The organism is Marinicauda pacifica, assembly GCF_004793635.1.
Classification (GTDB): domain Bacteria; phylum Pseudomonadota; class Alphaproteobacteria; order Caulobacterales; family Maricaulaceae; genus Marinicauda; species Marinicauda pacifica.
This window is the reverse complement of sequence record NZ_SRXV01000003.1, coordinates 281,786-295,977: the sequence shown is the minus strand read 5'-3', so window position 1 is coordinate 295,977 and position 14,192 is coordinate 281,786. Positions and strand designations below refer to the sequence as shown.

Annotated in this window: 9 protein-coding genes, 1 tRNA gene and 1 pseudogene; 5 read left to right on the top strand and 6 right to left on the bottom strand. The window is 66.3% G+C overall.

Annotation, left to right across the window (positions count from 1 at the left end; genetic code table 11):
• Positions 1 to 229 precede the first annotated feature (229 nt).
• On the bottom strand, positions 230 to 1,903 hold the full coding sequence (locus E5162_RS11375) for a pyridoxal phosphate-dependent decarboxylase family protein (RefSeq protein WP_158291290.1): 1,674 nt from the start codon (positions 1,901 to 1,903) through the stop codon (positions 230 to 232).
• Positions 1,904 to 2,094: 191 nt separating this feature from the next.
• Here E5162_RS11375 and E5162_RS11370 point away from each other — a divergent pair, with 191 nt between their 5' ends.
• Positions 2,095 to 2,520 carry a hypothetical protein gene (locus E5162_RS11370; RefSeq protein ID WP_135945376.1) on the top strand — a complete coding sequence of 142 codons (426 nt, stop codon included), beginning with the start codon at positions 2,095 to 2,097 and terminating at the stop codon, positions 2,518 to 2,520.
• 587 nt (positions 2,521 to 3,107) lie between these two features.
• Here E5162_RS11370 and E5162_RS15190 read toward each other — a convergent pair.
• Together E5162_RS15190 and E5162_RS11360 are read right to left on the bottom strand one after the other, a co-directional pair.
• Positions 3,108 to 3,230, bottom strand: a pseudogene (locus E5162_RS15190) (hypothetical protein); the annotation flags it as partial.
• A gap of 89 nt (positions 3,231 to 3,319) precedes the next feature.
• Positions 3,320 to 3,409: transfer RNA gene (locus E5162_RS11360), tRNA-Ser, on the bottom strand.
• Positions 3,410 to 3,643: 234 nt separating this feature from the next.
• Here E5162_RS11360 and msrA point away from each other — a divergent pair.
• The 4 genes from msrA (at position 3,644) to E5162_RS11340 (ending at position 6,849) form a co-directional block, all read left to right on the top strand.
• Positions 3,644 to 4,306 (top strand): peptide-methionine (S)-S-oxide reductase MsrA, encoded by a 663-nt coding sequence (gene msrA, locus E5162_RS11355; protein WP_135945374.1) that lies wholly within the window; start codon positions 3,644 to 3,646, stop codon positions 4,304 to 4,306.
• A 164-nt stretch (positions 4,307 to 4,470) separates the two neighbouring features.
• Complete coding sequence (locus tag E5162_RS11350) at positions 4,471 to 5,139, top strand: HAD-IB family phosphatase (protein ID WP_135945373.1); 669 nt, start codon at positions 4,471 to 4,473, stop codon at positions 5,137 to 5,139.
• Between the two features lie 31 nt (positions 5,140 to 5,170).
• On the top strand, positions 5,171 to 5,965 hold the full coding sequence (locus tag E5162_RS11345; RefSeq protein ID WP_135945372.1) for a 2OG-Fe(II) oxygenase: 795 nt from the start codon (positions 5,171 to 5,173) through the stop codon (positions 5,963 to 5,965).
• A gap of 32 nt (positions 5,966 to 5,997) precedes the next feature.
• Positions 5,998 to 6,849, top strand: coding sequence for a CHAD domain-containing protein (locus E5162_RS11340; RefSeq protein ID WP_135945371.1), 852 nt, complete (start codon positions 5,998 to 6,000; stop codon positions 6,847 to 6,849).
• 20 nt (positions 6,850 to 6,869) lie between these two features.
• On the opposite strand, the gene E5162_RS11335 is transcribed toward E5162_RS11340, so the two are convergent.
• The 3 genes from E5162_RS11335 to E5162_RS11325 form a co-directional block, all read right to left on the bottom strand.
• Positions 6,870 to 7,994, bottom strand: coding sequence for a M14 family metallopeptidase (locus E5162_RS11335; protein ID WP_135945370.1), 1,125 nt, complete (start codon positions 7,992 to 7,994; stop codon positions 6,870 to 6,872).
• 123 nt (positions 7,995 to 8,117) lie between these two features.
• Positions 8,118 to 12,662, bottom strand: a complete 4,545-nt coding sequence (gene gltB / locus E5162_RS11330) for a glutamate synthase large subunit (RefSeq protein ID WP_135945369.1) — start codon at positions 12,660 to 12,662, stop codon at positions 8,118 to 8,120.
• Positions 12,659 to 14,071 (bottom strand): NAD(P)-dependent oxidoreductase, encoded by a 1,413-nt coding sequence (locus E5162_RS11325; RefSeq protein ID WP_135945368.1) that lies wholly within the window; start codon positions 14,069 to 14,071, stop codon positions 12,659 to 12,661. The genes gltB and E5162_RS11325 overlap by 4 nt, the downstream gene beginning before the upstream one ends.
• Positions 14,072 to 14,192: the final 121 nt, after the last annotated feature.

Here is a 14,192-nt window from a genome sequence, read left to right as displayed (position 1 = left end):
ACTGCCCCACCCAGAAGAAAGCCGGCTCAAACCAGATAACCCAGCACGGCATAGGGAGGGACGAGCAGGACCTTGACGGCAAGCCACGTGTCTTGAATCGGAGATTGTTCGATGATCGTCTGCTGCAGTCAGCTGCCATCTCAGTCCAGCTTGGCGATGCACGCCTTCAGGAAGTCGATGAATTCGGGAATGAGCCGCTCGCGTACGTCCCGGCTCGCCCAGTAGGGGTTCATGAAGACGCAGCGTACCAGCACCAGGCTGTCGGTATCGGCCTGCCCGCCATAGCGCGCCACGTGCCGGGCGATTTGCTCGCATATTGCGGGCTTTTCAATGTCGTCGTGGTCACGAAGAACTCGCCGGCCTCGCGAATCGCCTCGTAGAGCGCCTGGGTGCGCCGGTTGGAATGGGACAGCGCCTCACCCTTCCGGCCCAGTGAGAAGCACAGGATATTGGTGTCGGCCGGCTCCAGAAAGCGGGCATCGGCGACCCCGCTAGCGATCGCGGTCTGGAAGACGAGGCGGGATTCCACCGTCCCGGCGAGGATCGCCCCGAAGCGGTCGGGCTCGAAGCGGATCGTCTTGCCCGTCAGCCAGACCGCTGTCGCGCCGGCCGCGCTGCGCGAGCCTTCCAGCGTTGCCGACCAGAGATCGTCGGCCAGATGCGGCCGCTCCAGATAGGGCGCATCGAACACCGAGACCGCATACCGGTCGGCACCGCGCACCAGGAAGGCGCCACAGGCATAGGGGACGAAGCCGAGCTTGTGCGGATCGAGCGTAACGGAGTCCGCGCGCGCGACCGCCCGAAGTGCCGAGATCGTCTTTTCATCGAGAACGTCCTCGTGCGGCCCACCCGGGATGGAGCAGAGAAACCCGCCATACGCCGCGTCGACATGGTGCCAGATACGCCAGCCCCGTTCGGCTTGCCAGTGATCGAGGAGATCGGCCACGCGGTCGAGCGGGTCGATTTCGCCGGTCTCGGTCGTGCCGGCCACGCTCACCACGGCGAGGATCGGCCTGTGATCGCGCGCGGCGCGCTCGACCTGGCGTTCGAGGTCGGCAAGGTCGAGCCGACCGTCCTCGTCGAGCCCGACGCTCCAGAACGCCTCCTCGCCCAGCCCGGATACGTTCGCCGCCTTGCGCCAGGAGAAGTGCTTATTGCCCGGCACCAGCACAACAGGCCCCAGATAATCCTCCCCGCTCGCCTTCGAGATGCGCCGGAAGACATCGGCCGGATTGCCCGCAACGGTGCTCGCATTGCGCAGCTCTTCCTGACCGGGCTCGAACCGGTCCATCAACGCCTTGAATCTGTCCCAGCCCATGTGAGCCGCGGCGAAGACGTCGAGCCGCTCGCCCGTGTATTCGGCAATCCAGAGCGCCAGGGCGAGCCAGTGATCGAGCCGGTAGCGCGCGCGCCAGACTCCTTCGAAGTTCGCGATCGTCCCGCCGGAGGTAAAGTGCCCGCGCGCGTTTTCTGGATCGTAGCCGAGCATCCGCGCCAGCATGGCGATGGCCTCGGCCTCGATCACCGTGCCGACGCGGCTGACTTCCTTGGAGGTATTGTTGGGATTGTGCAGCAGCGCGGTGAAATGGCCGAACAGGGCGGGCAGAGTCAGTTCGGCCACCATGTGGCCGGCATAGCGCGGCGAATAGGTCGGAGTCTCGCGTCGCATCAGAGTTTTCAGCGTCTCCAGTTCCTGAGCGAGGACCTCGCGCTCTTTGAGGAAATCGGGCGCGATGCGTTCGGCCGGCGTCAGGGCCGACGGGTCGTCCTCGCGATAGCGCTTCCGCCAGTCGAACCAGTCATCGATGATCGCCTGGAACTCGGCGCGCACCCAGGATTCGTTTTCCGACTTGGGACCGGGGAAATAGGCCTTGGCCCCGATCGCGCCGTTCGAACTGCCCATCGGGGTTCTCCCTTCGTGATAGATGTGACCCGCCGTGCCTCGCACGGCCCGGAGCGCGTTTCCTTGTCGCAGCGCAAACGCCGATGGACAGCGTGGGGCGTGGACACATGTCCCTCGCGTTTGTGCCAGAGCAATACCGGGCCGCACGCCATGACCTAGAGAACGGAAAATCAGGACAAGGAGCCCATCCCATGACCGTATCTCTTCTCGCCCTTTCAGCTGCGCTCGCCGCAGCCGAGCCGGCCGCTTCCGCATCCGTTCTCCCCGACGGGCTGATCGTGGACGCTCGCCTGCGCTACGAACATGTCGATCAGGCCGGGCTCTCGGAGGATGCCGACGCGCTGACCTTACGAACGCGCTTCGGCTTCAAGACCCCGCGCCGCACCGGGTTCGCGACCCTGATCGAAGACGAGAACACGCTCCACCTCGTTGATGATTTTGCCGACACGGTCGAGCCCGCACCGGGCTTCCCGGTCGTGGCCGACCCGGAAATCACCGAACTTAACCGGCTGCAGCTCTCCTTCGAGACCGAAGAGAAGGCTGACCGTGGCGATGGCCTCCATGGCGGTGCTCCCGTACCAGCTCGCGAGACCGCACGCCCGCGATCAGACGCGTAGCCCTCCACCAGCTCCTGCAACGACTGAGCGCTGGTGGCCTCATTTGGAACTGAACCCGGGTTCAATGGCGAAGGTGTTTGTTCACGCTGCGTGAAGCTTGCATCAGTGCCGAGGGGCGCGGCCGAGAAGTCATCGCTCATGCGGGCCAATACGCGCTTCGCAATATCAGCTCTGGCCTCCATGATCCGATCGGCAAGCCGGTTCCATGTATGCGTTTGGGGCTCTGGCGGCTCGAAGCCGTGCGTCAGGCAAAGATGGTCGATTACTTCCTGCGCCGTATGTCGCCAACGCCAGTGCCTCAGCTCAGCATATCCTTCGAATTCCTCGCGAACCGCCTGGAACCGCTCTTCAGAAGCTCGATCATGACGGGAGAGACCCGCCAGACCGTCCAACTCAGCGTCCATCCGGAACGTATGCCACTGTCGAACTATTGGCTCGATATTGAAGTCCGTAAGGTGCTTCAGGGTCTGAGCGCTGGTAGCCGTGGCGGGGTCGGCGTCTGCCTCGCTCTGTGCCGCTCGCTTCAATGTTTCGAAAGCGGCTTCAGCTTGGACCCAAAGTCGACGGGCTTCACTCAGGCTATCCGTCGCCAAAGCCTGCTTGAACTCCGACTTGCCAGCGAATTTGCGGAGAGGCTCGGGGATAACGGCGCGGTAGACGTATCGATCGCCACGCCGATAAAGCCTCGGAAATCCTTCAACCTTCTTCATGCGACTTTGTACCACAATTTGTACTAAGTCGCAACGAAAAGGCTTTTCTATTCAATGCCGTATAAGGAATACAGGTACTTATAAAAATATGGCGGTGAGGGTGGGATTCGAACCCACGAGACGGTTACCCGCCTACACGCGTTCCAGGCGTGCGCCTTCGACCACTCGGCCACCTCACCGTGCGGCGGCGGAACCTAAACAAAGGCACCGGCTAGTCAAGCAGCTGGAACGCTTGATGCGCGCGCTCTTGCAGGCGGCCGGTACGGGGTAAGTCCTGCCCGCGCTGCCGCGCCGGTGCGGTGCTCCGTCTGGCGTGTCCGGCTCGAACAGTTCAAGGTGCTGACGCGCGCGGTCCGCCACCCTATCTAGGCGTCAGACAAGGCCGTTACTGCCCGATACGAGGAGAGCTCTTCATGGCGCTGTTTTCCGGTTCTGAATGGAAGACCACCCTGGTTCCCGCCGACAAGGCGCTGCCGGGCCGATTCCAGGCCGTGCTCACGGCCAGCACCCATTTCGTGACGGGCGAGACGCTGAAAGCCGAAGTCCCGGCCGGGATGGAGGAAATCCAGCTGGGCATGGGCTGTTTCTGGGGCGTAGAGCGCATCTTCTGGCAATTGCCCGGCGTCTTCGTGACGGCGGCTGGCTATGCCGGCGGCATCACGCCCAACCCGACCTATGAGGAAGTCTGCTCGGGCCGGACCGGCCATACCGAGGCGGTGCGCGTCGTCTACGATCCGGCGGTCATCTCCACCGAGGCGCTGTTGAAGCTGTTCTGGGAAAACCACGACCCGACGCAGGGCATGCGCCAGGGCGGCGATACCGGCACGCAATACCGTTCGGCCATCTACTACACGAACGAGGCCCAGAAAGAGGCCGCCGAACGCACGCGCGCGGCTTACGAGGCGGCCCTGTCGGACGCGGGCCGCGGCCCGATCACGACCGAGATCCGCGAGGCCGGGCCCTTCTACTATGCCGAGGATTATCACCAGCAATATCTGGCGAAGAATCCGAACGGCTATTGCGGCATTGGCGGCACGGGCGTCACCTGCCCGATCGGCACCGGCGTCAGCGCCTAGCCGGTCCGGCCGGTCCTCCTGGAAGGAGGACCGGCGCGCATGGGGTGTGGCTGCATGGTCCCGCTCGTGTGAGTTGCACAGATAAGCGCTGCGCTTTGGCTGGCCCGCCGCGCCAATCCGGGTTAAGCGGGCCGTCCATTTTTCGCCGAGGGGTTTAGACCGCTGTGACCCGACTGGTCGTATTCGACGTGGATTCCACCCTGCTTGCGCTGGAAAGCCTCGATTTCGCTGTGGAACTCGCGCTCGAAGACGCCGGTGACGGCGATGAGCGCGCCCGCGAGCTGGCCGACATCACCGCGCGCGGCATGGCGGGCGAGCTCGACTTTCGCCGCTCGCTCGAAGCGCGCATCGCGCTCGCCCGGCTCACGCGCGAGCAGGTGAACGCTGCTTCCAAGGCGCTGCGCGGCCAGGCCACGCCGGGCATCGAGGACTTGCTGGAAAAGCTGCGCGCGCGCGGACGCGACGTGTACGCGGTCTCTGGCGGGTTTTCCGATCTGGTCGAACCGGCCCTGATGGATCTCGGCTTTTCGCCGGGCGAAATCCGCGCCAACCGCTTCGTCTATGAAGACGATGTCGTGACCGGCTTCGACACGGCCAATCCGCTCTCGCGCAATGGCGGCAAGGCCCACGTCGTGTCGACGCTCAAGACGCTGACCGGACGCGAGGTCGCGATCATGGTCGGGGACGGCATCACCGATTACGAGGCCTTCGCCAACGGGGCCGCCGACGCCTTCATCGGCTTTGGCGGCGTGGTCGTGCGCGAGGCGGTCAAGTCGCGCGCCCCGGTCTTTGCCGACACGGTGACCGAGCTCTCGCGTCAGCTGCTCGGATAATTGTCTTGCCAGTGGTATGGCGCGGTTCTAAATGCGCGCCTCTCGCGCGCCCATCGGGGGCGTGCTGCCGGTATGCACCGCATTGACCGCTCACGATACCGCCCTGTTCGGGCCCAATCTTGCCATTGACCTGATCGGCCAGCTTGCCGGCCGCGGCTGGGCCTTTGCGCCGGGCGCACTCGATATCGAGCTGGTCGAGGCCTTGCGCGCCGAGACGGTGGCCATGAGCCAGGCCGGCGCGCTGGCGCAGGCCCGGATCGGGCGCGGCGCGGCGCTGTCGCGCGACCGGACCATCCGCAAGACCCAGATTGCCTGGCTCGATGGCGTCACCCCGGCCCAGCGCGCCTTCCTGGACGGGGCCGAGCGGCTGCGCCTGGAGATCAACCGAGCGCTGTTTGCCGGCCTGTTCGAGTTCGAGGCCCATTTCGCCGCCTATCCGGTCGGCGGTTTCTATGCCCGTCACCTGGATGCCTTCACCGCGCCGAGCCGCGCGGCCAGCGCGGCGGCGGGTCTGGGAAAGCGGGCCGAGCGCTCGCGCATCGTCTCCATGGTGACCTATCTCAATACCGGGTGGACCCCGGAAGATGGCGGCCAGCTTGCCGTGTGGGAGGGGTATGAGCAGGACGAACGCGGCCGGCCGGCGCTGGACCGGCTGGATGGCGTGGCGCCCGCCGCCATTCTGGAACCGCGTGCGGGCAGCATCGTTCTGATGATGTCCGAGCAGATTCCGCACGAGGTGCGCCCCGCCGCCGCGCCGCGCTACGCAATCGCCGGCTGGTGGCGCGTCAATGCCAGCGTCGGCGGCGTGATCGACCCGGGCCGCTAGGCCGGGTCCAGGCTTTGAGCAAAGGGTCTTCCATGACCGAGAAGTTCAGCTCCGGCGACGATTTCAACGCCATCTCCGCTGTAATGCGCGCTGAGGTCCAGAACGCCCGCCGCGCGCTACGCCGGATCGGGGATGATCCCATTCTGGGCGTCCACGAAGCGCGCAAGGCGATCAAGAAGGTCCGGTCGAATGCGCGCCTGATCCGCAAGGGCGACAAGACCGCGTCGCGCCGCATCAATGCGGCCGGCCGGCGCGCGGCGAATATCCTGGAGGAGGCGCGCGACGCCGACAGCTTGGAGCAGATCGCGCGCGCCGCCTCGATGAAGTGCGAGCATGCCGGCCTCGCCCGGGCCTTGCGCGACGAGGCGGACCGCGCGCGCGAGGATTCCCGGCGCGTGCGCCGCGGCGAGGCGGCAGACCAGTGCCGCACCGCGCTCGACGCTCTGGAAAGCGAGATCGGCCGCCTGGAGCCGTTCGACAAGCCGCGCAAGGCGATGCTCAAGGGCCTGGCGCGCACCTACAAGCGCGCCGTGAAGCGGCTGGACGACGCGAAGGACGAGCCGGACCCTCACCGCCTTCACGAATTGCGCAAGCGGGTCAAGGACTGGCGCTACCACGTCACCGTCTGCAAGCGGCTCTGGCCGGATACGCTCGAGCGGCAGAAGTCGGATGCCAACGAGCTCGCCGACATCCTGGGCGACCACCATGATCTCTCCCGCCTTATCGCCCGGCTGGATGATCGGGCCGGCGCGTGTGACGACCGCGCGATCGGGGAGCTGGACGAGGCGCAGAAGCGCCTGTGCGAGCGCGCGCTGGACGCGGCGGAAGACGTGTTCGAGCTGAGCCCGTCAAAGGCCAAGAAGCGGTTGCTCGACAGCCTCTGACGGGGCAGGGCGAACCGCGCTTACAGCCGGTCGAAGACTTCCCGCATGGCGTCGAGCTGGGACGCGCCCAGCTTCACGCACCGCTCCGGGGACCACCCAAATTGCGGATCGGGCCGGTTGGCGTTGTCCTTGAAGGGCATTTCCAGCGTCATGGCGAGGCAGGAGAAGGCTTTGGCCATCCAGTGCGTCGCGATCGACAAATCCGCCGATCCCGGCGCGTCGACCGGGTAGCCGTGCTTGGTCTGGAAATCGGGGTTCAGGCGCGCCAGCGCGTCCTTGTAGGCGTTGAGCAACTCGCCGTCCTGTTGGGTGAAGCCCGGCACGCCCTCGGCCCCGGCGATGAAGTTGTAGGGCAGGTCCTCGTCGCCATGCATGTCGAGGAAGAGATCGACGCCCGTCTTCTTCATCTCGGTCAGCACGGCATGGACTTCGGGCGAGTTTTCCTGGCTCGCCTTGTCCCATTCCCGGTTCAGGTTCACGCCCTTGGCATTCGTGCGCAGGTGCCCGCGATAGCTGCCGTCCGGGTTCATATTCGGCACCACGTGGAAGACTGCCTTCGACAACAGGTCGATCGCGACCGGGTCGGCGTCGTCCAGCAGGCGCGACAGGAAACCTTCGGCGGCCCATTCTGCCATGCTCTCGCCGGGATGCTGGCGAGCAATCACCCAGATCGTCTTCTTGCCTTCGCCGGGCTCGCCGATCACCAGCCGGTCGAGGTCGCGCCCGTCCAGCGTCCGGCCGATCACGTCCAGCTTCGCCGTTTCCGAATGCTGGCAGGCCGCGATCAGCTCGTCATGGCGCGTCATCGTGTAGGGCGCAAAATAGGCAAACCAGACCGCATCGGCCAGGGGTGTATGCTCGATGACCAGCTCGCCGTTCTCGTAACGGGTCGCTGCGCGCTCCCAGTTCTCCCGGTCGCTGGAGACCACGGCCTGGTAGTCCTTCCAGCCGGCCGGATAGGCAGACTTGCCCGCATTCTCGATGGTCAGCGTCACGGGGATGCCGCGTGCCCCGGTCAAGCGGAAATAGAACCACTGATAGAAGTCCGAGCCGTTATCCTTGCGGATATTCAGCCGGATATCGGCCGGATTGTCGGCGGAGACACACTCGATATTGCCGCTGTCGAAAACGCTGGAAATCTGCATCGGGCCGGACCTTCCTTCTACCACAAGCCATGCGCGCCCGTACGGCGGACGCGTCTGGCGCCTGTGTTAGACGATTTGGACCGGGCTTCCCACCGCTGCGCGCGCCGCAGCCGAAGAAAGCACCTAGTGCGCCGGTCCGTCCGGCTGGGCCGTCAGCTCTGCCGTGCGCGGACGCGTGGGCGGCGCCTTGGGCGCTTCACCCGGCACGTCGGCAGGGCAGACCAGGCGCAGATTGCGCACCGTCGCATCCCAGTTTTCCAGGCACTCCCTGGCCCGCTTCGAGCCGGTCAGCTCCAGATGGGTCTCGACCAGGCTCTTCACCCGCGCCAGCGCGGCCTCGTCGGGCGTCTTTATCGTTGCCGTATCGGGATTGAGCACGCTGTCGAGCCGCTTTGCGGTATCGAGCACATAGACTTCCCCGCCCGTCAGGCCGGCGGCGAAATTGTCTCCGACCCGTCCCAGGATCACGACCGTGCCTCCGGTCATGTATTCGCAGCCATGGGCCGCGCAGCCCTCGATGACGGCGGTCGCGCCGGAATTGCGCACCGCGAAGCGCGCCCCGGCCGCGCCGGCGGCGAACAGGCGCCCGGCTGTTGCGCCATAGAGGCAAGCATTGCCCAGCAGCACGATGCGCTTGCTGATCGGGATGACGGCGGGACGGATGGTGATCTCGCCGCCCGACAGGCCCTTGCCGACATAGTCGTTGGCCGCGCCCAGAAGGTCGATGGCCAGCCCCTTGGCCGCGAACGCGCCCAGCGACTGCCCGGCCGACCCGGCGATTTTCAGGGTCAGCGTGCGGTCGGCCAGCCCGTCCGGGCCGTACTGGCGCACGATCGTCGAGGACAGCAGCGCCCCCGCCGTGCGATCGGCCGTCCCGATCGGTTCCTCGACAGTGACCGCCTGGCCGCTCTCGAAGACCGGCGCGGCCCGCTCCAGAACGCGATGGTCCAGCGTGTCGGGCACCGCGTTGCGTGCGCCCGGCTCGACGCTTGAGTCCACATGACCGGCGCGGTGATGCAGCGCGCCCAGATCGAGATCGTCCAGGTCGTGATTGCCGCGCGTCTCCTGGGACAGGAGATCGGCGCGCCCTATTACCTCGCCCAGCGAGCGGGCTCCGATGGAGGCCAGATGCTGGCGCACGCTTTCGGCCAGATACGTCATCAGGTTGACGACATGGTCGGGCAGGCCGGGGAAGTGCTTTCTCAGCGTCTCGTCCTGGGTGCAGATCCCCACCGGGCAGGTGTTGGAATGGCACTGGCGCACCATCAGGCAGCCGAGCGCCAAGAGGGCGACCGTGCCGATACCGTACTCCTCCGCGCCCAGCAGCGCGGCGATCAGGATGTCGCGTCCGGTGCGCAGCCCGCCATCGGTGCGCAGGCGCACGCGTGAGCGCAGCCCGTTAATGGTCAGCATCTGGTGGGCTTCGGCCAGGCCCAGCTCCCACGGGGCGCCGGCAAACTTGATGGAGCTCAAGGGCGACGCGCCGGTGCCCCCGACATTGCCCGAGATCAGGATCGTGTCGGCATGGGCTTTGGCGACGCCGGCGGCAATCGTGCCCACCCCGGCGCGGCTGACCAGCTTCACGGTCACGCGCGCATCCGGATTGATCTGTTTGAGATCGTAGATGAGCTGGGCGAGGTCCTCGATCGAGTAGATGTCATGGTGCGGCGGCGGGCTGATCAGCGTCGTGCCAGGCGTCGCATGGCGCAGCTTGGCGATATAGGCATTGACCTTGAAGCCGGGCAGCTGGCCGCCCTCGCCGGGCTTGGCGCCCTGGGCGACCTTGATCTCCACCTCGGTGCACTTGTTGAGGTATTCGGCCGTGACGCCGAAACGGCCGGACGCGATCTGCTTGACGCGGCTGTTCTCGTCGTCGCCATTGGCGTGCAGCGTGTAGCGCGCGCGATCCTCGCCGCCCTCGCCGGAGACGGAGCGGGCGCCAAGCCGGTTCATGGCGATGTTCAGCGCGCCATGGGCTTCCGGGGACAGGGCACCCAGGCTCATGCCCGGCGTCAGGAAGCGTTTGACGATGGCGGAGACCGGCTCCACCTCGTCCAGCGGCAGCTCCGGGCCGAGCGCAGTGACCTTGAGCAGGTCGCGCAGCTGCATCGGGGCCTGACTGTCGATCAGGGCCTCATAACCCTCATAGGCAGCGCGGTCTCGGGTGCGCACCGCGGTTTGAAGCTGCTCGATGATGGAGGCCGACAGCACGTGGCGCTCCTCGCCGGAACGCACACCATAGAAGCCGCCTGGCCGGGGCGGAGATTCCGGCGCGATCCAGCCTTCGGTATTGGCCGCGATGAGTCGGCGCTCCAGGCCCTTCAGCCCGATGCCGGAGATCCGGCTGGAGACGCCGGGGAAGAATTCGTCCACCAGCGCGCGCGACAGGCCGATGGCTTCAAACAGCAGGCCGCCGCGATAGGAGGACACGATGGAGATGCCCAGGCGCGCCATGATCTTCATCAGCCCGCCTTCGAGCGCGGCCTTGTAGTTGAGCACGCACTCGCCTAGCGAGGTGTCGCCGAACAGGCCGCGCTCATGGCGCTCGGCAAGCGCTTCGAACGCCAGATAGGGGCTGACGGTCGTCGCCCCGGCCCCGATCAGCAGCGCCAGGGAATGGGGATCCAGCACCTCGCCGGAGCGCACATTCAGCGAGCAGAAGCTGCGCCAGCCCGTTGAGGCGAGGTGGGAGTGCACGGCGCTGACCGCGAGCGCGGAGGGGATGGCGGCGCGGCCCGCGCCCTGGTGCTCGTCGGTCAGGAAGATATGCTCGGCCCCGCCCCTGATCGCGGCTTCGGCCTCCTCGCGCACCCGGTCGAGCGCGCGCTTGAGCGACAGGCCGTTCGCCTCGCTGCCGGCCGCATCGAAGGTGGCGTCGATCTCCACCCCGTCCTCGCCGAAGCGTACGCGCATGCGCTCATACATGCCGTTGGTCAGGATCGGGCTTTCCAGCGTGAAGACGTCGGTCTGGGTTTCGTCCTCGAGCAGGATGTTGCCGAGGTTCTTGAACCGCGTTTTCAGGCTCATCACCCGGTCTTCGCGCAGATAGTCGATCGGCGGATTGGTGACCTGGGAGAAGTTCTGCCGGAAGAAATGGGCAAACGGGCGCGGCTGCTCGGACAGCACGGCGAGCGGGCTGTCATCGCCCATCGAGCCGGTCGCTTCCTTGCCGGTTTCAACCATCGGCTGGAGCAGCTTTTCCATGTCCTCGCGCGAAATGCCGGCCGCTCGCTGGCGCCGGTGCAGATCGCTGGTGGAATAGATGCGCGCTTCCGGGCCGGGACCCACGACCGGGTCCAGCTCCTCGACCTGCTTGAGCCATTTGGAGAAGGGACGCACCTGGGACAGGCGCGCATCGTGCTCGGTCTCGCTGAAGAATTCGCCGGTGATCAGATTGACCGAAATCGCGCGGCCGGGGCCGAGCGCGCCCTGGCGTTCCACGCGCGCGTCGGCGATGTCGTACATGCCGGTTTCCGAGCCCACCAGAACCAGCCCGTCGCTTGTCTTGGTCCAGCGCAGCGGACGCAGCCCGTTGCGGTCCAGACCGGCAATCGCCCACTGGCCGTCGCAGGCGGCAATCGCCGCCGGACCGTCCCACGGTTCCATGACCGCATTGCAATAGGCGTAGAGGGCGCGGGTTTCCTCCGGCATCAGCCCGGCCCGCTTGGACCAGGCTTCGGGGATGAGCAGCGCCTTGGCCATCGGAACCGAGCGCCCGGCGCGTACCAGCAGTTCGAAAGCCTGGTCGAGCGCGGCGGAGTCCGAGCTGCCCGGCTGGATGACCGGTTTGACCGCTTCGCAGTCTTCCCCGAACGCATCGCTGGCCATACGGATCTCGTGGCTCTTCATCCAGCGCACATTGGCTTTCAGCGTATTGATCTCGCCATTATGGGCCAGCAGGCGGAAAGGCTGGGCCAGGCGCCATTCGGGAAACGTATTGGTCGAGAAGCGCTGGTGCAGGATCGCAAAATCGGAGGCCCAGTCCTCGTCCTTCAGATCGGGATAGAAGTCGGCGATCCGGTTGGAGAGGAACATGCCCTTGTAGACGACATCGCGCCGCGACAGCGAGCAGACATAAAGCTCCTTCAGATTGGCCGCGAGCGCGCGCTTCTCGATGCGCCGGCGTACCAGATAGAGCTCGCGCTCGACCGCGGCCTCGTCATGGCCGGACGGGGCGCGAAACAGGATCTGTTCGATATTCGGGCGCATCGCGTCGGCGTGCGACCCTAGGACCGAGGGATCGACCGGCACGGCGCGCCAGCCGAACAGGGTCAGCCCGGCGCGCACCATCTCGCTCTCCACTATGGTGCGGGCCTGTTCCAGGGAGTCCGGTTCGCGGCGCGGCAGGAAGATCATGCCGATGCCGATGGTGTAGTCGTGCGGGTTGTGGCCGGTGCGCTCGACATATTTGCGCGCAATCGACTGATCGATGGCGATGCGTACGCCGGCTCCGTCGCCGGACAGGCCGTCGGCGGCAACGGCGCCGCGGTGGGTCACGGCGGCCAGGCCGAACAGCGCCTGGTCAATCACCTCGCGGCGGGCCTTGCCGTCGGTCACGGCGATCAGGCCGACGCCGCACGCATCGTGCTCTTCGCTGGCGTCATACAGGCCAGCGCTGGCCATCGCCTCGCGCGCGGCGAGGCGGCTTTCGAAATCGTTGTCGCTCATGCCGGTTCCTTGATCTCCGCGAAGTGGCGGACGATGGCATCGCTGGCCGTGATCGCGTCCTTCAGGGCCCACACGACGAGGGAGGGGCCGCGTACCAGGTCACCGGCAGCATACACGCCCGGCTCGCCGGTTTGGAGCGTTTTCGGATCGGCCTCGATCGTGCCGCGCGGTGTCAGGTGGATGCTCGCCCCGCCCGACATGGCCGCGGCGTCTTCGGGCGAGAAGCCGAGCGCCTCGATCACCATGTCCGCCTCCAGGCTCCACACAGGACCGTCATCGGGCAGCACGCGTCCGCGTCCGCCGCCGCTCATATCCAGCTTCATCGGCTGGATTTCGATCTTCCCGTCGGCCAGGCGCGCCGGGGCGCTCAGCCACTCGAACGTCACGCCTTCGGACTCGGCATGTTTCACTTCGCGCGCCGAGCCCGGCATGGTCTCGCGCTCGCGCCGGTACAGGCAGGTCACCGTCTTTGCGCCTTGGCGCACCGCAGTGCGCACGCAGTCCATCGCGGTGTCGCCGCCGCCGACGACGACCACGCGCTTGTCCCTGGCGTTCAGGTCGCCCGCCTCGAAGCCCTCGACCGGGTCGCCCAGGCCTTTCCGGTTCGAGGCGGTCAGGAATTCCAGCGCCGCCAGCGGCTTCATGTTCGTCTCGCCCGGCAGCTCCAGACGGCGGGCCGCGTAGGCGCCGATGGCCAAGAAAACCGCGTCGTGCTCGGCGCGCAGGCCCGCCACGCTGCCGTCGCGGCCGAGCTCCCATCCGAAGCGGAACTCGACCCCGCCCTCGACCAGCGCCTGATGGCGGCGCAGCGGGATGGACTTGTCGAGCTTGAAATTAGGGATGCCGTAAATCATCAGCCCGCCGGCCCGGTCATAGCGATCGTACACCGTGACCTTGAAGCCTTCCCGGCGCAGGCGTTCCGCGGCGGCCATGCCGGCCGGTCCCGCGCCGACAATGCCCACGCTCTCGGGCCGCTCGCGCTCCGGGGCGATGGGGCGCACCCAGCCCTCGCGCACGGCCGTATCGGTCAGCCAGCGCTCGACCGCGCCGATCGTCACCGTGCCGAAGCCGGCTTTCTCCACGACGCAATTGCCTTCGCACAGCTTGTCCTGCGGGCAGACGCGTCCGCACACTTCCGGCATGGGATTGGTGGAAGCGGACACCTCGTAGGCCTCACGCGTCCGGCCTTCGGCGGCCAGCTGCAGCCAGTCGGGGATGTGATTGCCCAGCGGACAGTGCGACTGGCAGAAGGGAATGCCGCACTGGGAGCAGCGCGATGCCTGCTCGGCGGCCTTTTCCTGGATGAAGGCGTCGCTGATCTCCTCAAAATCGCTAATTCGTGCCGAGGCCTCGCGCACGGCGGGCGGCTGGGACACGATCTTGGAGAATTTCAGCAAACGAGACGCCATTCAGAGCCTTTCAAAAATGTATGGAAGCCCGCATCAAGTTGTAGTTCGCGAGCGCACAAAGGCTACGCGCAAAATGGGGTGTTGCGCAAATCTTGCTCCAAAGGCCTGATTTGACAAAGAA